Source organism: Blastococcus sp. HT6-4 (assembly GCF_039679125.1).
Lineage (GTDB): Bacteria > Actinomycetota > Actinomycetes > Mycobacteriales > Geodermatophilaceae > Blastococcus > Blastococcus montanus.
This window is the reverse complement of the sequence record NZ_CP155551.1, coordinates 807,385-832,856: the sequence shown is the minus strand read 5'-3', so window position 1 is coordinate 832,856 and position 25,472 is coordinate 807,385. Positions and strand designations below refer to the sequence as shown.

Here is a 25,472-nt window from a genome sequence, read left to right as displayed (position 1 = left end):
GGGGCGGCAGCGTCGGAGGTGCGCCCCGGAGCACTGGACCGACCCGGCCGGCGGGACGCACCGAGGAGGTACCGCGTGACGACCGTCGACCGCGCCCCGCACCCACGACCCGGCCCTGCGCGGCGGGACGCACCCGCGGTGGAGGTCGTCGACCTGCGCCGCCGCTACGGCGACTTCGAGGCCGTCCGCGGGATCTCCTTCGAGGTGCGGCCGGGTGAGGTCTTCGCGCTGCTCGGCGTCAACGGCGCGGGCAAGACCTCCGCCCTGGAGGTCCTCGAGGGGCTCGCCCGCCCCGACGGCGGAACCGTGCGGCTCCTCGGCGTGGACCCCTACCGGGAGCGCGCCGCCGTCCGCCCGCACCTCGGGGTGCTGCTGCAGACCAGCGGCCTGCCCGGCGACCTCACCGTCGGCGAGACGGTGACGACCTGGGCCCGGACGCTGACCAGCCCCCGGCCGGTCGGCGAGGCGCTGGCGCAGGTCGACATGGCCGGCCGGACCGACGTCCGGGTGCGCAGCCTCTCCGGCGGGGAGCGGCGCCGCCTCGATCTGGCGCTCGCGCTCCTCGGCCGGCCGCGGGTCCTCGTGCTGGACGAGCCCACCACCGGTCTGGACCCGGAGAGCCGGCGGACGGTGTGGTCGCTCGTGCAGGAGATGGTTCGGGGCGGGACGGCCGTCGTCCTCACCACCCACCACCTCGAGGAGGCCGAGGAGCTCGCCGACCGGATCGCCATCCTCCGCGCCGGCCGGATCGAGCTCGAGGGTTCCCCGGCCGAGATCGCCGCGACCCAGCCGGCCACGATCCGGTTCGTCCTCGCGCCGACGGCTCCCCCGCTGCCGCCGCTGCCCGGGGTGCGGGCGGTCGCGCCGTCCCCCCGCGTCGAACTGCACACCTGGGACCTGCAGCCGGCGCTGACCGCGCTGCTGTCCTGGGCCGCCGCCGAGGACGTCGCCCTGACCGGCCTCCAGGCGCGATCGGCCTCCCTCGAACAGGCCTTCCTGGCCGTCGCCGACGGCGTGTCCCCCGCCCCCGACCGCACCGCCCCCGAGAACAGGAGTGCCTGATGCCCGGCGCCACGACCACTGCCCCGACCGCCGCCCCGGCCACGACGTCCCCCGCCGGGCCCGGACGCGCCCGGCGCACCCTGGCGCTCGCCGGCGCGGAGACCCGGCTGTTCCTGCGCAACCGCACCGCGGTGGTGAACTCGGTGCTGCTGCCGCTGCTGCTGGTCGCCGCCGTCCCGATGCTCGGACCCGGGGACGGGGCGGTGCCCGTCGGCCCCCGGCTGCTGGTCAGCGCCGTCGGGATCATGTTGATCTTCCTGACGTACTACAACCTGCTGACGACGTTCGTCGCCCGCCGGGAGGAGCTCGTCCTGCAGCGGATGCGCACGGGGGAGCTGACCGGCGCCGAGGTGGTCCTCGGGATCGCCACGCCGACGCTCCTGGTCACGGCCGGCCAGGTGGCCCTCGTCGGGGTCGGCATCGCCGTCCTCGGGGAGTGGACGGCGCCGGTGGACGTCGTCCTGCCGCTCGTGGGCCTGATCGGCGGTGCCGCGCTCATGCTGCTGCTCGCGGCCGCCAGCACCGCGTTCACCCGCACGTCCGAGAGCGCGCAGATCACCGCCCTGCCGCTGCTGGTCGTCTCCGCCTCGCTCTGCGGCCTGTTCTTCCCGCTGACCGCGCTGCCCGACCCGCTCGCCACGGTGGCCCGGTTCCTGCCGCTCACGCCGGTCGTCGAGCTGACCCAGCTGGGCCTGGCGGGCCGCACCTGGACCGGCGAGGCGGTCGACCTCGCCGGCGCGTGGACCGGCGCCCTGCTCCCGCTGGCGGTGCTCGCCGGCTGGCTGGTCGCCGGCGGTCTGCTCGCCCGGCGCTGGTTCCGCTGGGCGCCGCGGCGGTGAGCGCGGCCGCCGGCCGGCCGTGCGGCAGCATGGCACCGTGCCGACCGTGACGCGCTGGTGGGGCGGCCGTTCCGACCCCGAGCGCATCGAGCTCTACACCCGCTGGTCGTTCTACTCGTTCCTCGGCGCGATCCCGCTGTTCGCCGTCGCCGTCCTGGGATCCGCCGCCCACCCGGTCCCGGACCTCGCCGTCGGCCTGTTCTTCGCCGGCGCCGTCGGGACCGCGGTCGGCGGAGTGGTGCTGACCCGGCGCGGCCTGGCCGCGCACCGCCGGGACGAGCTGCTGCCGTCCCGTCCCGTGCTGGGCGCCTTCGCCGCCGCCGGGGTGATGGCGGCGGCGGGCGTCTGGGCGTTCGGCAGCGGCGACGCCACCCCTGCCGTGCCGTGGTCGGTGGCGCTGCCGCTCGGCATGGTCCTGACCGCCTGCTCGACGGTCTGGACCACCCGGCAGCTCCTGCCGCACGTGGCCGGCATCGGGCTGCTCAGCGGCCTCGCCGGCCACCTCGGCGGGACGCCGCTCCCGGGGGCGGTCGCGCAGGGAGCCGTCCTCACGGTCGCGGTGCTCTCCGTGGTGCTCGCCTTCCGGTTCTCGGTCTGGGTGCTCGACGTGGTCCGGGAGATGGCCCGCAGCCGCGAGGCGCAGCTGCAGCTGGCGGTCGCCGAGGAGCGGCTGCGGTTCGCCCGGGATCTCCACGACGTCATGGGACGGGACCTGTCGACGATCGCGGTGAAGAGCCAGCTGGCCGGTGAGCTGGTGCGCCGCGACCAGCCCGGGGCGGCCGAGGAGCTCGCCGACATCGCGCGCATCGCCGAGGGGTCGCTGCGCGAGGTGCGGGAGGTCGTGCGCGGCTACCGGTCGGCGGACCTCGCCGGCGAGCTGGCGGGCGCCCGGTCGGTCCTGCGGGCAGCGGGGGTGGCCTGCACCGTCGTCGGTGAGGACGCCGGCGCCGCGCTGCCCGTGCAGGTGCACACCGCGCTCGGCTGGGTCGTCCGGGAGGCGGTGACCAACGTGCTGCGGCACAGCCACGCCGCGGAGTGCGCGATCAGCCTGTCGGTCACGCCCGAGGAGGTGCGGCTCTCCGTGGTCAACGACGGCGCCGGCGAGGCGGACCCCGGCTGGGGCACCGGCCTCACCGGGCTGGCCGAGCGGCTGGCCGGCCTCGGCGGGCGGCTGCGCGCCCGGGCCGAGCGCGGCCGATTCCTGCTGGACGCGACGCTGCCGCGGGCCGCCGCATGATCCGCGTGCTGCTCGCCGACGACGAGAACCTGATCCGCTCGGCGCTGGCCGCGCTGCTCGCGCTCGAGGAGGACCTGCAGGTCGTCGCCGAGGCGGCCTCGGCCGGGGAGGCGCTGGCCATGGCCCGGGCGCACACGCCCGACGTCGCCGTCCTCGACCTGCAGCTGCCCGACCGCGACGGCATCTCGCTGGCCGCCGAGCTCGCCGGCGTCGTCCCCGGCTGCGGGCTGGTCATCGTGACCGGGCACGGCCGCCCCGGCCACCTCAAGCGGGCCCTCGCGGCGGGCGTCCGCGGCTTCCTGCCCAAGACCGTGAACTCCACGGTGCTGACCAGCGTCGTCCGGACGGTGCACGGCGGTGGCCGCTACGTCGACCCCGAGTTGGCTGCCGAGGCGATCAGCGCCGGGGACAGCCCGCTCACCCCGCGGGAGGCCGACATCCTCGAGCTGGCCGCCGGCGGTGCGCCGGTGGAGGAGATCGCCGCCCGGGCGCACCTCTCCCCCGGCACGGTCCGCAACCACCTCTCCGCCGCGGCGGCGAAGCTCGGCGCCCCCAACCGGCACGCCGCGGTGGCCGAGGCCCGCCGGCACGGCTGGATCTGACCCCGGTGCGCGGTGCCGGTGAGCGGTTCCCTGGCGGTTCCTCAGCCGGTCGGGCCGAACTGCTCGATCCGGATGTCGCGCGGCGCCACCCCGAGCCCGAGCAGCAGCCGGCCGGCCGCGTCGGCGAAGGACGCCGATCCGCAGACGAAGGCGGTCTGCCCGGGCTCCCACAGCGGGACGAGGTCCTCGGCCGCCAGCCGGCCGGCGGGGCGGATGCCGCGGGACTCGCGGGTGGTGACGACGAGGGCGCCGGCGTCGACCAGCTCGCCGGCGTACGGCAGCTCCTCGAGCGTCCGGACCGAGACGGCGATCCGCAGCAGGTCGGTGCGGCCGAGCGCCCGGGCCGTGCGCAGCATCGACACGAACGGGACGACGCCGCTGCCTCCGGCGACCAGCAGCGCCGGGCTGACCCCGTCCCAGACGAACCACCCGCCGATCGGGCCGCGCACCTCGAGCACGTCGCCGGGCTCGACGACGTCGGCCAGGTGGGTCGACACCTCCCCGTCGGGCAGCCGCTCGACGAACAACTCGACCAGCGGGTCGCCGGGCGCGGAGGCCACCGAGTACGAGCGCTGCGCGGTGTATCCGTCCGGCGCGGTCAGCCGGACGACGTAGTGCTGCCCGGGCAGGTGGTCGACCCGGTCGGCGACGTCGAGCCGGAGCTGGACCGACCGGGGAACGGGCCGGCGCACCCCCGCCACGGTCGCCGTCCGCCAGCCCCCGCTGGGTGCACCCGCGACGCCCGCGCCCAGGACGACGGACTCCGGCTCAGTCACCCTGGTACCGCTGCTGCCGCCACGGGTCGCCGCGGTCGTGGTAGCCGTTCTGCTCCCAGAACCCCGGCTGGTCACGGGCCAGCAGCGTGAGCCTGGTGATCCACTTCGCGCTCTTCCAGAAGTACAGGTGCGGGACGAGCAGGCGCACCGGGCCGCCGTGCTCGACCGGCAGGGGCCTGCCGTCGAACTCCCAGACGATCCAGGCCTTGCCACCGGTGACGTCGGCGAGCGGGAGGTTGGTGGTGTAGCCGGTCTTCGACGTCGCCATGACGAAGCCGGCCTCGGCGGTGGGCCGGGCGGCCGCGAGCAGGGTGTCGACGGAGACCCCGGCGAAGTGCGTGTCGAACTTCGACCAGGTGGTGACGCAGTGGATGTCGCCGCGGTACTCCGACGGTGGCAGCCGGTGGGCCTCCGCCCAGCTCCAGGTGGTCGGCGACTCCACCCGGCCGTCGACGGTGATGCTCCAGGTCTCGGGGGTGATGCGCGGGGCGGCCTCGGCGGTCAGCACCGGCCAGTCCGCGCCGACGTCGTACTGACCGGGCGGGAGCCGGGGATCGCGATCACGGCGCCGGCCGAGGAATCCACGGGTAGGGGTGGGCACCCACACACGATCCCCCATCGGGAGGCCTTCCGACCACGGTTCCCGCGCCGACGTGCGCCGATGCCCTGGCGATCCCGTCCCGCACGCGGTGAGGGTCCCCTTACATGAGCCGTGTCACCCCGTGTTGGCTTGGTGGCAACGCCGCTGTAGTCCTAGCGTGGGGACTTGTGGTGACGGTTACGCACGGGCAGCGTAGAGCCCCGAAGGTTGCGAAGACCAACTCAGTCTTCAAGAAGGCCGTGATGGCGGTCAGCGGCATCATCCTGGTGCTGTATCTGATCGCGCACGTGATCGGGAACCTGAAGGCGTTCGTCGGGCGGGACGCCTTCAACTCCTACTCCGGCTGGATCCGCACGGTCGGCAACCCGGCGCTGCCCGGCGCGACCACGCTGTGGGCCATCCGGATCGTGCTGCTGGTCGCGGTCGTCGCCCACATCTGGGCGGCCGTCTCGCTGTGGCGCCAGGCCAAGCGGGCCCGCCCGAGCGGATACGTGACGAAGAAGGCGGTGGCCCAGAGCTACGCCTCGCGCACCATGCGCTGGGGCGGCGTGATCGTCCTCGCCTTCATCATCTACCACGTCCTCGACCTGACCCTCGGCGCGGTGAACCCCGAGGGCTTCGAGAGCACGCCCTACGACCGCCTCGTCGCCAGCTTCCAGAACCCCTTCGTCACCGCCTTCTACGCCATCTCGGTGATCCTGCTCGGCATGCACCTGCGGCACGGGATCTGGAGCGCCACGCAGACCCTGGGCCAGAGCAACAGGCGCCGTGAGAAGACGGTCAGCCTGTTCGCCCTCGTGTTCGCGACCCTCCTCACCCTCGGCTTCCTGCTGGTGCCGTTCTCCGTCCTCTTCGGGCTCATCGACTAAGGAGCGCCCGCATGCCTCTCGAACTGTTCACCGTCGGCGAGCCGATCGCCGACACCAAGGCCCCCACGGACGTCCCGATCGGCGAGCGCTGGAGCGAGCGCAAGTTCCGCGGCCGCCTGGTCAACCCGGCCAACCGCCGCAAGCTGACGGTCATCGTCGTCGGCACCGGTCTGGCCGGCGGCTCGGCCGCCGCCACGCTCGGCGAGGCCGGCTACAAGGTGAAGTCGTTCTGGTACCAGGACAGCCCGCGCCGCGCGCACAGCGTCGCCGCGCAGGGCGGCATCAACGCCGCCAAGAACTACCGCAACGACGGCGACAGCGTGCACCGGCTGTTCTACGACACGGTCAAGGGCGGCGACTTCCGCTCCCGTGAGAACAACGTGCACCGCCTCGCCGAGGTCAGCGTCAACATCATCGACCAGTGCGTGGCGCAGGGCGTGCCCTTCGCCCGCGAGTACGGCGGCCTGCTCGACAACCGCTCGTTCGGTGGCACCCAGGTCTCGCGCACCTTCTACGCCCGCGGCCAGACGGGCCAGCAGCTGCTCTACGGCGCCTACCAGGCGCTGGAGCGGCAGATCGCGGCCGGCACCGTCGAGCAGAACGCGCGCACCGAGATGCTGGACCTGATCGTGGTCGACGGCCGCGCCCGCGGCATCGTCGCCCGCGACCTGGTCAGCGGCGAGATCAGCACCCACTTCGCCGACGCCGTCGTCATCGCCAGTGGTGGCTACGGCAACGTCTTCTACCTCTCCACGAACGCCAAGGGCTCCAACACCACGGCGATCTGGCGGGCGCACAAGCGGGGCGCGTACTTCGCCAACCCCTGCTACACGCAGATCCACCCGACCTGCATCCCGGTCAAGGGCGACTACCAGTCGAAGCTGACCCTGATGTCGGAGTCGCTGCGCAACGACGGCCGCGTCTGGGTGCCCAAGGAGCGCGGCGACGACCGCGACCCGCGGGACATCCCCGAGTCCGACCGCGACTACTACCTCGAGCGCCTCTACCCCTCGTTCGGCAACCTGGTGCCCCGCGACATCGCCTCGCGCCAGGCCAAGAACGTGTGCGACGAGGGCCGCGGCGTCGGCCCCGGCGGCCTGGGCGTCTACCTGGACTTCGCCGAGGCGATCGAGCGGCTGGGTCGCCCGGCGGTCGAGGCCAAGTACGGGAACCTCTTCGACATGTACGCCCAGATCACGGGCGAGGACCCCTACGCGGTCCCGATGCGGATCTACCCCGCCGTGCACTACACGATGGGCGGTCTGTGGGTCGACTACGACCTCCAGTCGACGATCCCCGGCATGTTCGTGATCGGTGAGGCCAACTTCTCCGACCACGGCGCCAACCGGCTCGGCGCCTCGGCGCTGATGCAGGGGCTGGCCGACGGCTACTTCGTGCTCCCGTCGACGATCAGCAGCTACCTCGCCGACGGCCCGTTCGAGAAGGTCGACGACAGCCACCCGGCCGCCGTCGAGGCGCTCACCGGCGTGCAGGAGCAGGTGCAGCGGCTGCTCAACATCAACGGCAACCGCACCCCGGCGTCCTTCCACCGCGAGGTCGGCCAGCTGATGTGGGACCTCTGCGGCATGGAGCGCACGGACGAGGGCCTGCGCAAGGCCATCGACCGCATCCAGGAGATCCGCCAGGAGTTCTGGACCAACCTGAAGGTGACCGGCGACTGGACCTCGTTCAACCAGACGCTGGAGCACGCCGGCCGGGTCGCCGACTTCATCGAGCTCGCCGAGCTCATGTGCATCGACGCCCTGCACCGCCGCGAGAGCTGCGGCGGCCACTTCCGCGCGGAGAGCCAGACCCCCGAGGGCGAGGCGCTGCGCGACGACGAGAACTTCGCCTACGTCGCAGCCTGGGAGTGGACGCCGGAGGGCCAGCCCCCGGTGCTGCACCGGGAAGACCTCGAGTACGAGTACGTCCACCTCGCCCAGCGGAGCTACAAGTGACAGCCACACGGCACGACGCCCCCATGCGCTCCAGCGTCGGGAACCCCGGGGCGGAGAAGCGCGGGATGAACCTGACCCTGCGCATCTGGCGCCAGCAGGGGCCGACGGTCAAGGGCAAGATGGTGACCTACAAGATCACCGACATCTCCCCCGACATGTCGTTCCTCGAGATGCTCGACGTGCTCAACGAGCAGCTGATCATGCAGGGTGACGACCCGGTCGCCTTCGACCACGACTGCCGCGAGGGCATCTGCGGCATGTGCGGCGTCATGATCAACGGCCAGGCGCACGGCCCGCAGCAGACGACCACCTGCCAGCTGCACATGCGCTCGTTCGCCGACGGCGACACGATCGACATCGAGCCGTGGCGGGCCAGTGCGTTCCCGGTGATCAAGGACCTCGCCGTCGACAGGCGCGCGTTCGACCGGATCATCCAGGCGGGCGGCTACATCAGCGTCCCCACCGGGACCGCTCCCGAGGCCCACGCGACCCCGGTGCCGAAGGCCGACTCGGATGCCGCGTTCGACGCCGCGACCTGCATCGGCTGCGGCGCCTGCGTGGCGGCCTGCCCGAACGCCTCCTCGATGCTGTTCACCGCCGCGAAGGTCACCCACCTCGGTCTGCTCCCGCAGGGGCAGCCCGAGCGCAACGACCGGGTGGTCAACATGGTGGCCCAGCAGGACCGCGAGGGCTTCGGTGGCTGCACCAACATCGGCGAGTGCTCGGCCGCCTGCCCCAAGGGCATCTCGATGGAGACCATCTCCCGGCTCAACCACGACCTGCTCGGCGCCCTGCGCGCCGGTGCCCGGCCGAAGAGCTGACCCGGGCCGCACCCGACGCGGTGCGGTCGCGCACGAAAGCCCCCCTCCGGCCGCCGGAGGGGGGCTTTCGTGCGCGGAGGGCACCCTCGCGCTGGCCCTCCGGACGGCGACCGGCCGACGACCCCGTGCGCTGGTCCGGGACGGCTGCCGCGAGGGTCAGCTGGCGGGCACCGGGGGGATGATCCGCTCGATCACGTCGGCCGGCATGAGCCCGGCCTTGCCGAAGCGACTGGCGGCCTCGAGGAACTGCGGCGCCGAGGCGGCGAGCTCGACGAGCATCTCCCGGGCGGCGTTCTCCCGCCCGGCCAGCGCGGCGACGACGGCCCGCCACATCAGCTGGTCGGGCTCGGTGACCGGGTCCATGGGCCGCAGCAGCTCCAGCTCCCGGTCGGCGGTGACCGGGTCGCCGTCGATGGCCTGCTGGAAGTAGCGGACGACGTCCTGGTACCGGGCGCGGGTCACGGTGAGCTCCGCCAGGGCGCCCAGCGGGTCCGGGGAGTCGTCGACCCGCAGGTCGACCACCATGTCGTGCCAGGGCCGGCCGGTCGTGGTGGCGCGGACGACCATGATCGCGGCCGACCGGCGCCCCCTGAAGTCGCCCCCGGCCTCCTCCGCCGCCATCAGCGAGCTGAGCAGGCGCTGCGCCAGCGGGCCGGCGGAGCCATCGAACCGCTCCACCATCGCCTCCCACACCGCCGGGGAGCTGGCCATGTTGGCCAGCGCGACGCAGTTGTCACCGATGAGGTGACCGGCGGCGTCGACGCAGCTGGTGCCGGTGTACACGGCGAAGTCGCCGGCGAGCCCGAGGACGGCGACCTGCCGGCGCTCGGGCTGGGGGTCGACGCTGCTGAGCGCGGTCAGCACCTCCTGGGCGGTGAACCCGCCCCGCAGCAGGTCCAGCCCGACCGCGCCGTACATCGGCTCGGCCATCGACTGCGTGGCGATCACGCCGTGCCCGGGCAGGGCGAACGGCACGCTGTTGCCCACGGCGAATGCCTGGGACTGGGTGGCGACACCCATCTCCCCGGTCTCGGGGTCACGGGCCACGATCGAGTACGTCACGCCGCCCGCCTACCCGTTGCCGCCCCGGTGGCCAAACACCTGCCGGTCACGCCGTGACCGATGCCATGGCCTCGGCGACCAGCTCCACCGACCGCAGCCGCCCCTCCAGTGACGCCGACTGGTGCGCGACGATCAGCTCGTCGGCGTCCGCCAGCGTCGCGAAGCCCTCGAGGTGCTCGCGCACCTCGGCCGGCGTGCCGAGGGCGGTGTGGGTGAGCATCGTGTCGACGTGCTGCCCGGCGCCCTGCGCGAGCAGCTGGTCGGCCTGCTCGTCGGTGAGCGCCCGGCCGCGGCCGAACAGGCCGATGGCGAGGTTGCGCCGCACCGCCTGCAGCTGCTCCTGGGCGGCCGCCGTGCTGTCGGCGGCGACGACGTTCACGCCGGCGATCACGTAGGGCTCCGCGAGCTGCTCCGAGGGCTTGAACTCGCGTCGGTAGGCGGCGACGGCGGACTCGAGCATGGCCGGGGCGAAGTGCGAGGCGAAGGCGTACGGCAGCCCCAGCGCGGCGGCGAGCGTCGCACCGAACATCGAGGAGCCGAGGATGTAGAGCGGGACGCGGGAGCCCTTGCCGGGGATCGCGTCGACGCCGGGCACGCGGGTCTCCCCGGCCAGGTAGGCCTGCAGCTCGAGGACGTCCTGCGGGAACGTGTCGGCCGAGCGCGGGTCACGGCGCAGCGCGTACATGGTGTTCTGGTCGCTGCCGGGGGCGCGGCCGAGGCCGAGGTCGATCCGGCCGGGGTACATCGCCTCGAGGGTGCCGAACTGCTCGGCGATGGTGAGCGGCGAGTGGTTGGGCAGCATGACCCCGCCCGCCCCCAGCCGGATGCTGTCGGTCTGCGCGCCGACGTGCGAGATCAGCACGCTGGTCGCCGAGGACGCGATCGAGGGCATGTTGTGGTGCTCGGCGTACCAGACCCGCTCGTAGCCGTGCGCCTCCGCGCGCTGGGCGAGGGCGACGCTGGCGGCGATGGCACCGGCCGCGGTCTCCCCGCGCGGGATGGGGGCCAGGTCGAGGACGGACAGGGTGATGCTCATGTGCGGTGCGGGCCTTTCGCGTCGGTTGCCCGGCGCAACGCCCGCGGCCCGCTCCGGCTTCCCGGACGCAGGCGGTCAGCGGCTCTGCAGCGCGTCCAGGGCCACCGCCATCGCCGCCGCCACCCGGAAGTCGAGACGCGGGTCGGGAACCGTGACCGTGTACTGGTCGCGGAGCGCGATGCGCTTCTCGCTGCTCATCACCGGCGCCCCGGTGCGGGTGTCGAGGAAGTCGAAGTGGAAGAGGAACGGCACCGGGATGTTGTTGAGGAACGGGATGAAGTTCCACACCCGGCGCAGCACGGCGATGAACTGGTTGCGCTCCTGGCCGACGGCCTCGATGCCGGGCGCCGAGAGGTGCCAGGTCGAGCGGAGCATGCTGGCGCCGAAGGCCTTCCGGAAGTAGCCGAGCGGCTGCCCGTACTCGTCGAACACGTCGTGCTCGGCACCGACGTCCAGGCGCTGGCGGGCCTTGAAGGAGAACACCGCCCGGCTCCTGGACTCGTCGGCGAAGAACACGACCTCCTCGCGGAGCTTCATGCGCTTCTGCTCGGCCATGGCCAGCAGCTGCCCCTCGCTGCCGTCGGGGTTGGCCGCACGGATCTCGTACCGGTTGACCATGAAGGTGACCCGCTGCCGGATGAAGAACGTGGGCACCACCATCGGGGCCGGCGGCTGGTACCCGGAAGGGACGGTCACGTGGGCTCTCCGTTGCAGGTCGGGGGTGCAGGACGCCCATCCTGTCGGACGCGCCCGGGACACGGAACCGTGCCATCCACCGTGTCGGCACCGGGGTGAGCGGCCAGGCTGCTCGGCCGGGCGCCGACCGGCTCACTGCCGCGGCGTCGCACGGGCTCCGCTGAGCGTTTCGTGCAGCCGCTGAGCGAGCCGCTCGACCGGGCTGGGCGTCTCGTCCGGCCGGGCGGGGCCGGCCGGCATGAGCACCCACAGCAGCAGGTAGACCAGGATGCCGGCGCCGCCGGCGAAGGTGAGGGCGACGAAGCCGACCCGCCACAGCACCGGGTCGATGCCGCTGTAGTCGGCCAGGCCGCCGCAGACCCCGCCGGCCATGCGGTCGCTGCTGCTGCGGCGCAGCTGCGGGCGGGCCGGCGGCACCTGCGGCCCGCCGGTCGCGTGGTCGGAGGGGGGAGGGAGGGGAACCGAGTTCGTCATGCCACGACCCTGCCGGGCCGGCCCGCCGTCCTCCATCCGGTGAACCCCTGACCGATCCCTGGTTTCCGCGGTCAGGGTCACCGCAGCGGGAGCGGCGTCGTGTCGCCGTCCTCGCGCGGGCCGAGGATCCAGCGCTCCTCGGGCGCGATGGGCACGTCGTTGATGCTGGCCTCCCGCCGGCGCATGAGGCCCTCGGCCGTGAACTCCCACTGCTCGTTGCCGTAGGAGCGCCAGGTCCGGCCGTCGGCGTCCTGCCACTCGTACTGGAACCGGACGGCGATCCGGTCGTCGGTGAACGCCCACAGCTCCTTGCGCAGCGCGTAGTCGAGTTCGCGCGCCCACTTGCGGGTCAGGAAGGCGACCACCTCGTCGCGGCCCCGGAGGAACTCCTCCCGGTTCCGCCAGACGGTGTCCTCGGTGTAGGCCTGTGCCACGCGGTGCGGGTCGCGGGTGTTCCACGCGTCCTCGGCCGCCTGCACCTTCTGCCGGGCGGTCTCGGGCGTGAAGGGGGGCAGCGGGGGGCGTGGCACGGAGACCTCCTCGAACGGGCGGCCGGCCCTCGGGCGCCCCGCACCACCCTGCCCCGAGTGCGCGCCGGGGGCGAGTGGGACGGTGCGATGACTTCTCCGCCGGCCGGCGGTCTACCCCGCGACGTCCACCCGACACCGGAGGAGTCCCCGTGGGACAGATCGCCGCCAACCTGTTCACCACCCTCGACGGTTCCGCCGAGCGCCCCGATCAGTGGCACTTCCCCTACTTCGACGACGCCATGGGCAAGGCCGTCGACCGGCACACCGAGCGGTGCGAGACCTACCTGATGGGCCGGGTGCTCACGACCAGTGGTCGCAGTACTGGCCCGGCAACGACACCGACGAGTTCGCCGGCTTCATCAACCCGATTCCGAAGTACGTGCTGTCGTCCACGCTGGAGAGCTCGGACTGGTCCGGCACCACGGTGCTGCGCAGCCTGGACGACGTGCGTTCGCTGAAGGAGCGCACCCCGGGCACGATCGGCATGTCCGGCAGCCTGACGACGGTGCGCTCGCTGCTGGGGGCGGGGCTGCTCGACGAGCTGGTGCTGCTGGTCGACCCGATCGTGGTCCCCGGCGAGCGCCGCTGGACCGACGAGCTGGGCCGCACCCCGCTGGAGCTGGTCTCCTCCGACGCCCTGCCCACGGGCGTGCTGCACCTGGTCTACCGGCCGGCCGGGAACGGCTGACGGCTCCCGCCCCCCGCCCCGTGGGGCGCCTGGGCCGCGGAGACGCGCAGTACCAGATGTTCCGTCGGCGGCCACCCGACCGACACCTGCGGTGCCCAGTCTGTCGGCATGACGGCGAGCCCCTTCGTGATCGGCATCCGGGTCGGCTGGATCGGACGCGACATCCGGCCCGAGGACCATGGAGCGGGCCACGCGCGCGATGTCGCGCACGCCGTCGCCAAGCCGGTCGTCGACGGGCTCGAGGCGTCGCTGTGCGGGCAGCTGGTGCGGGCGGCCGCGGCCCAGGACTGGCCGACGAACCGGGACGCCGCGCGGTGCGAGGAGTGCGCCCGCATCGCCGGCTGAGCCGCGGATCGGCGCCCGGCGAGCGACCCGATTGTTGGTGGGCCGCTCGCCTGCCGTGCGCCCGCAGCTCTCCCGCGGGTCACCTGGCGCGCGGAGCCTCGGGATGCCCGAACCGGACCGCCCCTGGAGGAAGCCATGACCACGCCGTCACCCACCTCGCCGACCGAGCCCACCACCACGCCGAAGGCCCGCAAGCGGAACGGCGACGACGCGCCCGCCACCGACGCGCAGCCGGCCGGTTCCGCCACCGCCGAGCTGGAGGAGCTGGCCCGCACCCGTGAGGAGGCCGAGGACCGGGCGCGCGAGATGCTCGCCACCCAGGTGCTGCAGGCCGCGCGCGACGACGACGGCTCCGAGGACGAGCGCGCCCGACAGCTGGTCCTCGCCGTCCGCCGTGACCTGCTCGTGGAGCTGCGCGCCCAGGAGCAGGAGCAGGCCCGCCGGCAGCTCGCCGCGGCGGCGGACAGCAGCGAGGACGCCGTCACCGGGGTCGTGGAGGGCGTCGTGACCATCGTGCGCAGCCTGGTCCCGGCCGCGCTGGTCCGCCCGGAAGAGGTCATCGAGACGACCTACGCGCTCGCCGACCAGGGCCTGCGCGTGACGCGCCGGCTGGCGCTGAGCCTCACCGCGAGCATGCGCAGCCTGATCACGACCTGACCGGCCGAGCCATCGACCGGACGTCGCCGAGCAGGTGCCGTCCATGGATCTCCGCCGCGGCCTTGACGTCATCGCCTCGGCGGAGAACCTTGGGTGACAGGCGGGCGACGATCCCGCCCGGCCACCGGCCACGTCACGCCGGGTTCCACGAGGGCCGCCGGAAGCGAGACGTACGGACGACTCGAACCCGGTCTCCGGTATCCGGCCCGGCGTGCGGCACCGAGGGGGACGTCGGCATGCCGACCTCGACCACCGTCGCCACGGTCCGCGCGCCGGTGGACCGCCCCGACGTGCCCGGCGCGGGGTCACCGAGAAGGGCGCTCAGCCACGGCGCCGACCGACACCGCACAACCTCGCGAACAGGAGAGATCATGACCACCGAGACCGGCGACGTCACCGGCACCAAGGACAAGGACTACAACCTCATCTGGTTCACCGAGGCCTCGCTCAGCAATGCGCTGCGGATGGAGACCTACATCCAGGACGCGGAACGGGACGGCGACCAGGAACTCGCCGACTTCTTCCGCCGGGCGCAGGCCGAGAGCCGCAAGGGCGGGGAACTGGGCAAGCAACTGCTCGCCAAGCGGCTGCCCCGGTGACCTCGGGGCGCGGACACGTCTGACGGCGGCCGGGCCCCCGGTCGGTGACCACGCCGGCCGGGGACCGGCCGCCCGCCCGCGCCGATGTCACACCGGCGGCCCGGCCGGTGTCTCCATGTCGACAGCACGACACGACGTGGAGGAGACATGGCGAGCAGCACACGGGTACACCCGGCCGAGATCACCGGCATCCATGGGGGCCTGATCAAGACGATGAGCCGCAGGATGCTGGGGCAGGTGCCGGATGCCGTCGGGGTGATGTGGCACTACCCGGCCCTGCTGAAGGACATGATCAGGTTCGGTCGCAGGGCCGACTCGTGGAACCGGCTCGATCGGAACCTGGCGTCGTTCGCGACCATGGCGGCGGCCGCCGCCGTCGGGTGCAGCTTCTGCCTCGACTTCCACTACTTCATGACTCACCACCGCGGGCTGGACGAGGCCAAGGCGCGTGAGGTGCCGCGGTGGCGGGAGTCCACCGTCTTCACCCCGCTGGAGCGGAGGGTCATGGAGTACGCCGAGGGGATGTGCCGGACTCCGCTGACCGTGACCGACGAGATGTCGGCCGCCCTGCTCGACGAGCTCGGGGCGCCCGCGCTGCTGGAGCTGACCGCCAGGGTCGGCGCGATGAACCTGACCGCCCGGACCAACATCGCGCTCGGCATCCGGTCGCAGGAGTTCGCGGCGTCCTGCGGTCTGCCGCCGCTGGCGCTCCGGTCGACGGACGGCGTCGCCCGGGCATGACCGACGACCCCTTCCTGGCCCACCGCAGCCTGCTGTTCACCGTCGCCTACGAGCTGCTCGGCTCGGCCGCCGACGCCGACGACGTGGTGCAGGAGACCTGGCTGCGGTGGGCGGAGGTCGACCGGGCGACCGTGCGTGCGCCGCGGGCCTACCTCGTCCGGACCGTCACCCGCCAGGCGCTCAACCGGCTGCGCACCGTGTCCCGCCGCCGCGAGGACTACGTCGGCGAGTGGCTGCCCGAGCCGCTGCTGACCGGTCCGGACGTCGCCGACGACGTCGAGCTGGCGGAGAGCGTCTCGATCGCGATGCTGACCGTGCTGGAGACCCTGGGTCCGACCGAGCGCGCCGTCCTCGTGCTGCACGAGGTGTTCGACGTGCCGTACGACGAGATCGCCGAGGCAGTGGGCAGGTCGACCGCCGCGGTCCGGCAGATCGCGCACCGGGCACGCGAGCACGTGGCCGCGCGGCGCCCGCGGACGACGGTGAGCCGCTCGGAGCAGCAGCGGGTCGTGGACCGGTTCCTCGCCGCGGTCACCGCCGGCGACGTGCAGGGGCTGCTGGACGTGCTGGCTCCGGATGTCGTGGTGGTCGCCGACGGCGGCGGGCTCGCACCCGCCGCCCGCCGCCCCTTCGCCGGCCGGGAGCGCGTGGCCAACGCCCTCGCCCACTTCGCCGAGCTCGCGCCCGGCGTCCACGTCGTCACGCCGCTGGTCAACGGCGCGGTCGGTGCGCGCATCGATCCGGGCGGCCAGTCCGACACGGCGATCACGTTCCTCGTCGAGGACGGCCGGATCAGCCGCCTCTACGCCGTTCGGAACCCGCAGAAACTGGGCAGGCTCGACACGGTGGCCGAGCTGCGGCGGTGACGGAGGTCCGCGGCCTTCAGTGGGGAGCGGACATGGAACGTCACGAGGTGCTGATCGTCGGGGGCGGCAACGCCGGCATCTCCCTGGCGGCTCGACTGCTGCGCGACGGCGTCCGGGACGTCGCCGTCGTGGCTCCCCAGCCGGTGCACCGGTACAAACCGCTGCTCAACTACGTCGGTGCCGGGGAGGCGACGATGGCCGACCTGGAGCGCCCGATGGCCGACGTCGTCCCCGACGGGTGCACCTGGGTCCGGGACGCCGTCGAGGCCGTCGACCCGGCCGCCATGACCGTGCGCACCCGCGGCGGCCGGACGCTGCACTGCGCCACCCTCGTCCTCTGCCCCGGTCTCGTGGAGGACTGGGAGGCGACGCCGGGGCTGCTGCAGGCGTACGCCGACGGGTGGGCGGCCTCCACCTACGTGCCGGGCAGCACGCCGCAGGTGTGGCCGCGGCTGTCCTCGCTGCGCGAGGGGTCCGTCGTCTTCACCGTGCCGCCGGAGCCGGCGTCGTGCGCCCCGACCGCGCTCAAGCCGCTGCTCATGGCGTGCGACCACTGGCGGCGCAGCGGCGTCCTGCCGGACCTCGACGTCCGCCTGGTGCTGCCGGCGGGGACCGCGACGAGCCTCCCGGAGGCCGACCGCGTCCTGGAGGAGGCGTTCGACGACTACGGCGTCGAGGTGCTGCGCGAGGCGCGGATCGAGCGGGTGGACTGGGACGTCCACGCCCTCGAGGTCACGTCACGCACCGGTCGCCGCGTGCTCGAGGACGTCGTCTTCGCCCACGCCGTCCCGCACTACCGGGCACCGGTCTGGATCGCCGACGCCGGCCTGGCCGTCGACGCCTCCCCCGGCCTGGTGGACGTCGATCCGCAGACGCTGCGCTCTCGCCGGCACGAGTCGATCTGGGCGATCGGTGACGCCGCCGACCTCGCCACCCGCCCCTCGGGTGGGGGGCTGCGGAAGCAGGTGTCGGTGCTGAGCAAGAACATGTCGGCCGCCGCGAAGGGGAAGCCGATGCGGCACTACGACGGCTACACCGTCATGCCGATCACCGTGAGCCGCCGGAAGCTGATGCTCAACGAGGTCGACCGCGACGGTGCCGCGAGCCCGTCGGTGCCCTTCGTGAACCCGTTCAAGCCCCACCGCTGGGCGTGGCTCTTCGACCGCTACGGGCTCCCGCAGGTCTACTGGCACCGCATCCTCCGCGGGAGGGTCTGACCCGCCGGGCGGGCGTTCCGGACCCGAGACGAGCGGTCCGGGCCCCTGCTACCGCTGCTGCCGGCGGGCGATGAGGACGAGGCCGCCCACCAGGATCACGAGGGGCACCCAGCCCGGGAGCCCGAAGGGTCCAACGATCAGCTGGATCACGAAGATCGCGAGCTGGAAGGCGACGATGAAACCCACCAGGAGCAGGAGCCCGAAGATCAGCGGCCGCTCCGCCTGCAGCTGTCGCAGGTAGTCCATCAGGTCTCCTCGGTCATGGGTTCCAGCTGTCCACCCCGGCGTGAGCACCGGACGTCCAGACTGTCGGACACATCGGCATCAGAAACCAGCTCCTGTAGTGACCTGTTCCACCCGACCGGGAGCGAACATCCCGGGCCCGCCGCCCCGGCGGCTGCTCAGACGTTGAAGCGGAACTCCACGACGTCGCCGTCGGCCATGACGTACTCCTTGCCCTCCATGCGCACCCAGCCCTTGGACTTGGCCTCGGCCATGGAGCCGGCCTCGACCAACTGGTCGAAGGAGACGATCTCGGCCTTGATGAAGCCGCGCTGGAAGTCGGTGTGGATGACGCCGGCGGCCTGCGGGGCGGTGGCGCCGACCGGGATGGTCCAGGCGCGCGACTCCTTGGGGCCGGCGGTCAGGTAGGTCTGCAGCCCGAGGGTGCGGAAGCCGACCTTCGCCAGCTGGTCGAGACCCGGCTCGCTCTGACCGATCGACTCGAGCAGCTCGGCGGCCTCGTCGGCCGGCAGCTCGATCAGCTCGGACTCGGTCTGCGCGTCGAGGAAGATCGCCTCCGCGGGGGCCACCAGCGCCCGCAGCTCGTCGAGCATCTCGGTGTTGGCCAGCTCGTCGGCGTCGACGTTGAAGACGTAGAGGAACGGCTTGGTCGTCATGAGCCCGAGCTCGCGCAGCGGCGCGGGGTCGAGGCCGGCGGCGAAGAGGGTCGTGCCCTCGTTCAGCACCTTCTGGGCCTCGACGGCGGCCGCGTGCAGCGCCGCGCGCTCCTTGTCCTTGCGCATCTCCTTCTCCAGCCGCGGGATCGCCTTCTCCAGCGTCTGCAGGTCGGCCAGGAGGAGCTCGGTGTTGATCGTCTCGATGTCGTCGGCCGGGCTGACCTTGCCGTCGACGTGGACGACGTCGGGGTCGGTGAAGACCCGGATCACCTGGCAGATCGCATCGCTCTCGCGGATGTTGGCCAGGAACTTGTTGCCCAGGCCCTGCCCCTCGCTGGCGCCGCGGACGATGCCGGCGATGTCCACGAACGACACCGTCGCCGGGATGATCTTCTGGCTGCCGAAGATCTCGGCGAGCTTCGCGAGCCGCTCGTCGGGAACGCCCACCACGCCGACGTTCGGCTCGATCGTCGCGAACGGGTAGTTCGCCGCCAGCACGTCGTTCTTGGTCAGGGCGTTGAAGAGGGTCGACTTGCCGACGTTGGGCAGGCCGACGATCCCGATGGTGAGGCTCACGGGAACTCAGGGTACGGCCCTGGCGCGCGGCACCCGGACGCCCGACGATGCCCCCATGCCCGCAGCCGTCGACCTCGCCGCCGTCCTCGCCACCATCGACCAGCCGTGGTCACCCCGAACCGTCGCTGTCCTCAACGACTACGACGTCCGCGTGGTCCACACCCGGGGGGAGTTCACCCGGCACAGCCACCCGGAGACCGACGAGGTGTTCGTCGTCCTCGCCGGTTCGCTCACCATCCGGATGGACGACGGCGACGTGACCCTCGGCCCCGGTCAGCTGTACGTCGTCCCGAAGGGCACGCCGCACCAGCCGTACTCACCGGACGGCGCCCAGGTGCTCCTGGTCGAGCCGAGCGCGACGGTCAACACCGGCGACACGCCGAGCGAGCTGACCGCCGACCGCCGGGTGGTCTGAGCCCCCCGAGCGGATGAGGCGCCGGCTCCAGTTCCCCCCGGCACCGGCCGACGGGAACGGAGTGGGCAAGAACCGCACCGACGCCGAGCAGCAGATCGCCGACCTGCTGCGGACGGCGAAGAAGTCGCTGCACCTCTCCGTGGCGTTCCTCTCCCGGCTCGACGGCACCACCCAGCACCTCGAGGTGGTCGAGTCGTCGGTGCCCTTCCTGTTCCAGGAGGGCGCCACGCAGGTGCAGTCGACGACGCTGTGCCAGGCGGTCCTGGACAAGAAACTGCCCGCGGTCATCCCGAACCTCAAGGATTTCCCCGAGGCCATGAAGCTGCCGGCCGCGCGGATGCCGCGGATCCGCAGCTACGTGTCGGTGCCGGTCACCCTGTCCGACGGCACCCTGTACGGCACCTTCTGCGCCGCGGGCCTCACCTCGGACAAGGACCTCACCGAGCGGGACAAGGCCCTGATGGACGTCCTCGCGTCGGCCGCCTCGGTGATCATCGAGCCGCAGGTCAAGGAGGACGACCGCCGCACCGGTATCGAGCAGCGGCTCATCCCCCTCATGGCCGACGGCGGCCCCGTCGTCGCCCTGCAGCCCATCGTCGACCTTGCCACCGGCGCCCGCGTCGGCTCGGAGGCGCTCAGCCGCTTCCCCGCCGAGTGGGAGCAGACCCCGGACGTCGTCTTCGCCGAGGCGCACAGCGTGGGCCTCGGCGACGAGCTGGAGCTGCTCGCCCTGCGCCGCGCCGCGGACCACCTGACGGCCGTCGACGGCTACGTCGCGATGAACGTCTCCCCCGGCACCCTGCTGACGCCCGGATGCACCGCGCTCCTCGCCGAGCTGCCCCTCGACCGCGTCCTGCTCGAGCTCTCCGAGCACGACCCGGTCGACGACTACGACGCCCTGGCCGCCGTGCCCGAACCGCTCCGGGCAGCCGACGACGAGCTGATGCCCGCGGGCAATCTCCTGCGGCCGCGATCCGTGCGCGGGCAGGCGGCACTCGACCGGGCGTGATCGCTCAACCCGTCCGCGAGCGTTCGGGTTCTGCGGTGCTGCGGGGGAAAATCAGGATCTCGGTTCCGTCGGGCCGGTAGGTGTGCCATCGGCCGCTGGTATCTCGTTCGACGCGGAAGCCGTGGTGGACCTTGGTGTGGTGGCGTTCGCACAGCAGCGCGGAGTTCTCCAGCGAGGTTTCTCCGCCGTCGGCCCAGTGCACGAGGTGGTGGACGTCGCACCAGGAGGCGGGGGCGTCGCAGCCGGCGAACACGCATCCCCGGTCGCGGTACTCCACCGCGCGGCGCAGCGGCGGCGGGACCACCCGGTGCCGGCGGCCCAGGTCCAGGAGCTCGCCGTCGGGGCCGATGACGATGCGGGAGACGTTGCCGTCGCAGGCCAGCCAGCGGGCGCGGGCGGCGGAGATGGTGGCCCCGAACCCGGTGGTGGCCGCGCCCGGTCCGGTGGCGGGGTCGACCAGGTCGGTGAGGTCGATCCGGACGATGACGTGCGGCTTGTGGGTGCGCAGAACCGGCAGGGCGCCCGAGGCGAGCTGGTTGTCGCACAGCTGGACCAGGGCGTCGGCGGACTGCTGGGCGCGGGTGCGCGTGTCCCCGGCGGGGCGGGATGCCTGCACGATGGATTCGACCGCGGCCTGGAACTTCTCCCCGCCGACGGCGTCGAGCTCGCCGCGGAATCCGACGCTGCCATCTGCGTGGGTGACGAACACCAGTGACCGGCCCTCGGTCGGGTCGGGTTCGGGCCCGTCGGGGTCGAGCCGGGCCAGGTAGTGGTCCACGACCTGGCGCAGTTCGTCCAGCGGGCGGGCCGCGGCGACCGCTGCCAGCGTCGCGTCGACCCCGGCCAGCTCCACGTCCTGCGCCTGGGCGGCGGCCGCGTTCCCCGGTGCGGCGACCGGGGCGATCACCGCGACCTGCTCGGCGGTCACCGCACCCGCGGCGAACGCGGCCCGCACCGCCGGCAGCTGCGCCAGCGCCCGCCCGGAGCGCACCACCCGCGAGGCCGCCGCCGGGGACAGCCGGGCGTGCCCGCGCAGCCAGGAGGCCATCGCCTTCTGCCCGTCGTGCTCGGCGGCGGAGGTGACCTCGCACTCCCGCACCGTGCGGGTGACCTCCGCGGCCAGCCGGTTGCTCGCCACCAGCAGCGGCCGCAGCCGGTCGAGCAGCTGCGGGCCGAACCGGCCGGCCAGGTCCTCGGCCGCCAGGTCGTCCAGCGCGGCCGTCAACCGGTCCAGCGCATCACCCGCAGCCGTCGAACACATGTACGAAGACTACCGGGCTCAGCTTGCATCGACAACCCGAAACCGCAGGTCAGAGCCGACCAACACCCAAAGTGCGCACGTCGGTAGCCGAGCCGCCGGTCAGCTCCCGCCGGCGTCGTCCAGGGGCCCGCGCGACGCACGCGGCGCACAGGATGCAGTAGCCATTGGGTGACCAGCTCGCGACATCGTCCCAGTCGGCGCGGTCGTCGATGACCCGGGCCACCTCGTCACCACGCCAGGCGCGGCGAAGAACGGCGGACCGGCCTGCACACGACCCGCTTCACGGCGGCGTCCGAAAACCGTCAGAGACCGTCCTCGCGCACTGGCATGCTCGGTGTCGTGAGCGAGCCCCTGGACCACGAGCGCTGCTACCGCGCGGTGGCCGGACGGGACGCCCGGTTCGACGGCTGGTTCTTCACCGCGGTGCGCACGACCGGCATCTACTGCCGGCCGTCGTGCCCCGCGCGCACCCCGCTGGCCCGCAACGTCTCCTTCTTCTCCACCGCGGCCGCCGCCCAGGGCGCGGGCTTCCGCGCCTGCCGCCGCTGCCGGCCGGACGCCGCGCCCGGATCACCGGAGTGGGACGTCCGCGCCGACGTCGTCGCCCGGGCCATGCGGCTGATCGCCGACGGCGAGGTGGAGCGCTCCGGTGTCCCGGGCCTCGCCGCCCGGCTCGGCTACTCCGAACGCCAGCTGCACCGGCTCGTCGTCGGCGAGCTGGGCGTCGGCCCCCTCGCCCTGGCCCGGGCGCAGCGCGCCCAGACCGCACGGGTGCTGGTCGAGACCACCGAGCTGCCGATGGCCGACGTCGCCTTCGCCGCGGGCTTCGCGAGCATCCGCCAGTTCAACGACACCGTGCGCGAGGTGTTCGCCGCGACCCCCGGGGAGCTGCGCCGGGGCCGGCGGGGCGCGCACGGCGGGCCGCCCGGCTGGCTGACGCTCCGGCTGGCCGCCCGCGCCCCGTACGCGGCCGACGAGGTGCTGCTCTTCCTGGGCGCGCACGCCGTCCCCGGGCTGGAGGAGTGGGACGGGACGACGTTCTCCCGGGTCCTCGACCTGCCCCACGGCCCCGCGGTGGTCCGGCTCTCCCCCGCCCCCGGCGGCGGGGCAGCGGTCAGCGCCCGGCTGCGGCTCACCGAGCTGCGCGACCTCGGCGCCGCGGTCAGCCGCTGCCGCCGGATGCTCGACCTCGACGCCGACCCCGCCGCCGTCGACGACGTCCTGGCCGCCGACCCGGCGCTCGCCCCGCTCGTCGCCGCGGCCCCGGGGCGGCGGGTGCCCGCCTCCCCCGACGCCGACGAGCTCGCCGTCCGTGCCGTGCTGGGCCAGCAGGTGTCGGTCGCCGGGGCGCGCACCCTGACCGCGCGCCTGGTCGCGGCGGCCGGCACTCCCCTGGCCGAGCCGGTCGGCACCCTCACCCACGCCTTCCCGCGGCCGGCGGCGCTCGCGGGCGCGGACCTCGGCACCGTCGGCCTGACCGGTGCACGCCGCCGCACCGTCTCCGCACTGGCCACCGCCCTCGCCGACGGCGCCATCACCCTCGGGCCCGGCGCGGAGCGGAGCGAGGCCGAGCGCGCGCTGCTCGCCGTCCCCGGGATCGGCCCCTGGACGGCGGCGCTCATCGGGCTGCGCGGCCTGGCCGACCCCGACGTGTGGCTCCCCGGCGACCTCGCCCTCCGGAGGTCGCTCGCCGCCCTCGGCAGCAGCGACACCGACGCCGCCGCCCGCTGGCGGCCGTGGAGCTCCTACGCCGTCCTCCACCTCTGGGCGCTCGCCGTCCCCGCCCTCTTCACCCGCCCCACCACGCCCGCCCTCCCGAGGAGCGCCTGATGACCGGTCCCGCCCGCCACGCCACCCTCGCGACCCCGCCCGGCCCGTTCACCGTGGTCGTCACGGCCGACGACGACGGTGGGGAGCTCGTGCTCGCCGGTGGCTGGACCGCCGACGTCGCCGAACTGCTCGCCGTCATGCACCCGGCCCTGCGGCCGGTCACCTCCGAGCCGGCCGGCCGGCTGCCGGCCCTCGACGCCGTCGACGCCTACGTCGCCGGGGAGGTCACCGCCATCGACGACGTCGCCGTCCTCCAGCGCTCGGGCCCCTTCCTCCAGGAGGCGTGGGAGGTGCTGCGGACCGTCCCCGCCGGGCGGCCGGACAGCTACGCCGCCTTCGCCGCGCGCTGCGGCCGCCCCGCCGCGGTCCGGGCCGCGGCCAACGCCTGCGCCCGCAACGCCGCGGCGCTCTTCGTGCCCTGCCACCGGGTGCTGGGCTCCGACGGCGGCCTGGGCGGCTTCCGCTGGGGCACACCGGTGAAGCGCTGGCTGCTCGACCACGAGGCGGCGCACGCGACCGTCCCCGCCTGACCACCCCAGGCATAGGAGGCTATGCATACGGTTCGCGGCCTCGATCCGTATGCATAGCCTCCTATGCCCCCCGACCCGCGGGGCTGACCGGAACTGTCGGACCCGTGCGGCAAGGTCCCCGCCATGGATGCCGCTTCCCTGCTCCTCGGGCTCCTCGTCGGCACGCTGCTCGGCGCGGCCGTCACCCTCGGCGTGGTCACGCTGCTCGCGCGCCGCCGTCCCGAGGACGCCGGCCTGGAACCGGTGCACGAGTCGCTGGACCACCTGCACCGGCTGCTGGCCGGCATGGAGCGGGCCCGTGCCACCGCGCACGGGGAGCTGCGGGAGCAGATGGGCACCGTCGGCCAGGCCTCCGCGCAGCTCAAGCACGAGACCGCGGCCCTGGTCACGGCCCTGCGCACCCCGCACGTGCGCGGGCGCTGGGGCGAGGTGCAGCTGCGGCGGGTGGTGGAGGTGGCCGGCCTGCTCGAGCACTGCGACTTCGTCGAGCAGCCCGCCGGCACCAACGACGAGGGCGCCGGCGTCCGCCCCGACCTGGTGGTCACCCTGGCCGACGGCCGGCAGGTGGTCGTCGACGCCAAGGTGCCGTTCACCGGGTACATCGAGGCCGTCCAGGCCGAGGACCGGGCCGTGCGGGCCGACCGGATCACGATCCACGCCCGGCAGCTGCGCGCCCACATCGATGCGCTGGCCGCCCGTCGGTACCCGACCGCCTTCCGGCCCGCCGCGCCGTTCACCGTGCTGTTCGTGCCCTCCGACGGATTCCTCACCACCGCGCTGGAGGCCGAGCCGGGCCTGCTCGAGTACGGCTTCGCCCGCGACGTGGTCCTGGCGACACCGAGCACGCTGCTCGCGCTGCTGCGCACGGTCGCCTACTCCTGGCGGCAGGAGCGCCTGGCCCGGGACGCCGACCAGGTGCTCGAGGTGGGCCGGCGCCTGCACGCACGGCTGAGCACGCTGTCGGGTCACCTGACCCGCCTCGGCTCCGCGCTGTCGACCACGCTCAGCCGGTACAACGAGACCGTCGGCTCCTACGAGCGGTCGGTCCTGGCCGCCGCCCGGCGCTTCGACGACCTGGGCGTCGCCGAGTCACCGGTGCCCGAGCCGGCTCCGGTGGAGGCCACCGTGCGCACGCTGCGGCCGGCCGAACCGCCGGCGTCCGGGCGGCTGGACGCCGTCGCCGAACCCGACCGCGACGGCACGTCGGGATGACCTGACGCGGAGCCGGCCACCGTCCGGCGCCGACCCGTGCGCACCGCGTGTCACAGGCATCACC

Annotated in this window: 30 protein-coding genes; 19 read left to right on the top strand and 11 right to left on the bottom strand. The window is 73.7% G+C overall.

The features are described from left to right. Positions 1-75 precede the first annotated feature (75 nt). Genes ABDB74_RS04025 through ABDB74_RS04010 form a run of 4 tightly spaced genes read left to right on the top strand, consistent with a single transcriptional unit; the run spans position 76 to position 3,740 of the window. On the top strand, positions 76-1,062 hold the full coding sequence (locus tag ABDB74_RS04025) for an ABC transporter ATP-binding protein (protein WP_346621938.1): 987 nt from the start codon (positions 76-78) through the stop codon (positions 1,060-1,062). Next, positions 1,062-1,901: an ABC transporter permease gene (locus tag ABDB74_RS04020; protein ID WP_346621937.1), complete on the top strand. Its 840-nt coding sequence runs from the start codon at positions 1,062-1,064 to the stop codon at positions 1,899-1,901. Before ABDB74_RS04025 ends, ABDB74_RS04020 begins: the two co-directional genes overlap by 1 nt. 37 nt (positions 1,902-1,938) lie before the next feature. After that, positions 1,939-3,138, top strand: a complete 1,200-nt coding sequence (locus ABDB74_RS04015; RefSeq protein WP_346621936.1) for a sensor histidine kinase — start codon at positions 1,939-1,941, stop codon at positions 3,136-3,138. Then, positions 3,135-3,740: a response regulator transcription factor gene (locus ABDB74_RS04010; RefSeq protein ID WP_346621934.1), complete on the top strand. Its 606-nt coding sequence runs from the start codon at positions 3,135-3,137 to the stop codon at positions 3,738-3,740. The genes ABDB74_RS04015 and ABDB74_RS04010 overlap by 4 nt, the downstream gene beginning before the upstream one ends. Positions 3,741-3,781: 41 nt before the next feature. Here ABDB74_RS04010 and ABDB74_RS04005 read toward each other — a convergent pair whose 3' ends face one another. Together ABDB74_RS04005 and ABDB74_RS04000 are read right to left on the bottom strand one after the other, a co-directional pair. Next, positions 3,782-4,516 (bottom strand): FAD-binding oxidoreductase, encoded by a 735-nt coding sequence (locus ABDB74_RS04005; protein ID WP_346621933.1) that lies wholly within the window; start codon positions 4,514-4,516, stop codon positions 3,782-3,784. After that, the gene (locus ABDB74_RS04000) at positions 4,509-5,117 is read right to left on the bottom strand and encodes a sulfite oxidase-like oxidoreductase (protein ID WP_346621932.1); all 609 of its coding nucleotides are present in this window, start codon (positions 5,115-5,117) and stop codon (positions 4,509-4,511) included. The genes ABDB74_RS04005 and ABDB74_RS04000 overlap by 8 nt, the downstream gene beginning before the upstream one ends. A gap of 167 nt (positions 5,118-5,284) precedes the next feature. Here ABDB74_RS04000 and ABDB74_RS03995 point away from each other — a divergent pair, with 167 nt between their 5' ends. The 3 genes from ABDB74_RS03995 to ABDB74_RS03985 all read left to right on the top strand — a co-directional run bounded on the left by ABDB74_RS03995 (position 5,285) and on the right by ABDB74_RS03985 (position 8,765). After that, a complete protein-coding gene (locus ABDB74_RS03995; RefSeq protein ID WP_346621931.1) occupies positions 5,285-5,986 on the top strand; it encodes a succinate dehydrogenase cytochrome b subunit in 702 nt (233 codons plus the stop codon). 11 nt (positions 5,987-5,997) lie between these two features. Beyond that, positions 5,998-7,944 (top strand): fumarate reductase/succinate dehydrogenase flavoprotein subunit, encoded by a 1,947-nt coding sequence (locus ABDB74_RS03990; protein ID WP_346621929.1) that lies wholly within the window; start codon positions 5,998-6,000, stop codon positions 7,942-7,944. Between the two features lie 65 nt (positions 7,945-8,009). Beyond that, the gene (locus ABDB74_RS03985) at positions 8,010-8,765 is read left to right on the top strand and encodes a succinate dehydrogenase/fumarate reductase iron-sulfur subunit (protein WP_407062163.1); all 756 of its coding nucleotides are present in this window, start codon (positions 8,010-8,012) and stop codon (positions 8,763-8,765) included. Positions 8,766-8,921: 156 nt separating this feature from the next. Here ABDB74_RS03985 and ABDB74_RS03980 read toward each other — a convergent pair whose 3' ends face one another. The 5 genes from ABDB74_RS03980 to ABDB74_RS03960 all read right to left on the bottom strand — a co-directional run bounded on the left by ABDB74_RS03980 (position 8,922) and on the right by ABDB74_RS03960 (position 12,563). Next, the gene (locus ABDB74_RS03980; RefSeq protein ID WP_346621926.1) at positions 8,922-9,827 is read right to left on the bottom strand and encodes a DUF1028 domain-containing protein; all 906 of its coding nucleotides are present in this window, start codon (positions 9,825-9,827) and stop codon (positions 8,922-8,924) included. A 46-nt stretch (positions 9,828-9,873) separates the two neighbouring features. Further along, positions 9,874-10,863 carry an LLM class flavin-dependent oxidoreductase gene (locus ABDB74_RS03975; protein WP_346621924.1) on the bottom strand — a complete coding sequence of 330 codons (990 nt, stop codon included), beginning with the start codon at positions 10,861-10,863 and terminating at the stop codon, positions 9,874-9,876. 75 nt (positions 10,864-10,938) lie between these two features. After that, a complete protein-coding gene (locus tag ABDB74_RS03970; RefSeq protein WP_346621922.1) occupies positions 10,939-11,559 on the bottom strand; it encodes a hypothetical protein in 621 nt (206 codons plus the stop codon). Between the two features lie 132 nt (positions 11,560-11,691). Further along, on the bottom strand, positions 11,692-12,033 hold the full coding sequence (locus tag ABDB74_RS03965) for a PspC domain-containing protein (protein WP_346621920.1): 342 nt from the start codon (positions 12,031-12,033) through the stop codon (positions 11,692-11,694). A gap of 77 nt (positions 12,034-12,110) precedes the next feature. After that, the gene (locus ABDB74_RS03960; RefSeq protein ID WP_346621918.1) at positions 12,111-12,563 is read right to left on the bottom strand and encodes a nuclear transport factor 2 family protein; all 453 of its coding nucleotides are present in this window, start codon (positions 12,561-12,563) and stop codon (positions 12,111-12,113) included. Positions 12,564-12,834: 271 nt separating this feature from the next. Between ABDB74_RS03960 and ABDB74_RS03955 the strand changes: the two genes are divergently transcribed. From ABDB74_RS03955 to ABDB74_RS03925, 7 genes are all read left to right on the top strand, one after another. Next, positions 12,835-13,251, top strand: coding sequence for a dihydrofolate reductase family protein (locus ABDB74_RS03955; protein ID WP_346621917.1), 417 nt, complete (start codon positions 12,835-12,837; stop codon positions 13,249-13,251). Positions 13,252-13,359: 108 nt separating this feature from the next. Then, entirely contained in the window at positions 13,360-13,596 is a 237-nt protein-coding gene (locus ABDB74_RS03950; RefSeq protein ID WP_346621915.1) for a hypothetical protein, read from the top strand. 135 nt (positions 13,597-13,731) lie between these two features. Then, positions 13,732-14,253 carry a hypothetical protein gene (locus tag ABDB74_RS03945; RefSeq protein ID WP_346621914.1) on the top strand — a complete coding sequence of 174 codons (522 nt, stop codon included), beginning with the start codon at positions 13,732-13,734 and terminating at the stop codon, positions 14,251-14,253. A gap of 371 nt (positions 14,254-14,624) precedes the next feature. Then, on the top strand, positions 14,625-14,852 hold the full coding sequence (locus ABDB74_RS03940; protein ID WP_346621913.1) for a hypothetical protein: 228 nt from the start codon (positions 14,625-14,627) through the stop codon (positions 14,850-14,852). 147 nt (positions 14,853-14,999) lie between these two features. Continuing rightward, positions 15,000-15,593 carry a carboxymuconolactone decarboxylase family protein gene (locus tag ABDB74_RS03935; RefSeq protein WP_346621912.1) on the top strand — a complete coding sequence of 198 codons (594 nt, stop codon included), beginning with the start codon at positions 15,000-15,002 and terminating at the stop codon, positions 15,591-15,593. After that, complete coding sequence (locus ABDB74_RS03930; RefSeq protein WP_346621911.1) at positions 15,590-16,459, top strand: RNA polymerase sigma-70 factor; 870 nt, start codon at positions 15,590-15,592, stop codon at positions 16,457-16,459. Before ABDB74_RS03935 ends, ABDB74_RS03930 begins: the two co-directional genes overlap by 4 nt. A gap of 32 nt (positions 16,460-16,491) precedes the next feature. After that, entirely contained in the window at positions 16,492-17,676 is a 1,185-nt protein-coding gene (locus ABDB74_RS03925) for an FAD/NAD(P)-binding oxidoreductase (protein WP_346621909.1), read from the top strand. Positions 17,677-17,724: 48 nt separating this feature from the next. Here ABDB74_RS03925 and ABDB74_RS03920 read toward each other — a convergent pair whose 3' ends face one another. Both ABDB74_RS03920 and ychF read right to left on the bottom strand, forming a co-directional pair. Then, positions 17,725-17,922, bottom strand: a complete 198-nt coding sequence (locus ABDB74_RS03920; protein WP_346621907.1) for a hypothetical protein — start codon at positions 17,920-17,922, stop codon at positions 17,725-17,727. A 155-nt stretch (positions 17,923-18,077) separates the two neighbouring features. Then, positions 18,078-19,151, bottom strand: a complete 1,074-nt coding sequence (gene ychF / locus ABDB74_RS03915) for a redox-regulated ATPase YchF (protein WP_346621905.1) — start codon at positions 19,149-19,151, stop codon at positions 18,078-18,080. Positions 19,152-19,206: 55 nt separating this feature from the next. On the opposite strand from ychF, the gene ABDB74_RS03910 reads away from it, so the two are divergent. Together ABDB74_RS03910 and ABDB74_RS03905 are read left to right on the top strand one after the other, a co-directional pair. Then, positions 19,207-19,566 (top strand): cupin domain-containing protein, encoded by a 360-nt coding sequence (locus ABDB74_RS03910; RefSeq protein WP_346621904.1) that lies wholly within the window; start codon positions 19,207-19,209, stop codon positions 19,564-19,566. A gap of 13 nt (positions 19,567-19,579) precedes the next feature. Continuing rightward, positions 19,580-20,575, top strand: coding sequence for a GAF domain-containing protein (locus tag ABDB74_RS03905; RefSeq protein WP_346621902.1), 996 nt, complete (start codon positions 19,580-19,582; stop codon positions 20,573-20,575). 4 nt (positions 20,576-20,579) lie between these two features. Here the strand turns inward: ABDB74_RS03905 and ABDB74_RS03900 are convergent, their stop codons facing one another. Both ABDB74_RS03900 and ABDB74_RS03895 read right to left on the bottom strand, forming a co-directional pair. After that, complete coding sequence (locus tag ABDB74_RS03900) at positions 20,580-21,809, bottom strand: DUF222 domain-containing protein (protein WP_346623851.1); 1,230 nt, start codon at positions 21,807-21,809, stop codon at positions 20,580-20,582. Between the two features lie 76 nt (positions 21,810-21,885). After that, positions 21,886-22,059, bottom strand: a complete 174-nt coding sequence (locus ABDB74_RS03895) for a hypothetical protein (protein WP_346621901.1) — start codon at positions 22,057-22,059, stop codon at positions 21,886-21,888. 116 nt (positions 22,060-22,175) lie between these two features. Here ABDB74_RS03895 and ABDB74_RS03890 point away from each other — a divergent pair, with 116 nt between their 5' ends. The 3 genes from ABDB74_RS03890 to ABDB74_RS03880 all read left to right on the top strand — a co-directional run bounded on the left by ABDB74_RS03890 (position 22,176) and on the right by ABDB74_RS03880 (position 25,408). Further along, positions 22,176-23,666, top strand: a complete 1,491-nt coding sequence (locus tag ABDB74_RS03890) for an AlkA N-terminal domain-containing protein (RefSeq protein ID WP_346621900.1) — start codon at positions 22,176-22,178, stop codon at positions 23,664-23,666. After that, positions 23,666-24,196, top strand: coding sequence for a methylated-DNA--[protein]-cysteine S-methyltransferase (locus ABDB74_RS03885; protein ID WP_346621898.1), 531 nt, complete (start codon positions 23,666-23,668; stop codon positions 24,194-24,196). Before ABDB74_RS03890 ends, ABDB74_RS03885 begins: the two co-directional genes overlap by 1 nt. A 123-nt stretch (positions 24,197-24,319) precedes the next feature. Beyond that, positions 24,320-25,408, top strand: a complete 1,089-nt coding sequence (locus ABDB74_RS03880; RefSeq protein WP_346621897.1) for a DNA recombination protein RmuC — start codon at positions 24,320-24,322, stop codon at positions 25,406-25,408. Positions 25,409-25,472: the final 64 nt, after the last annotated feature.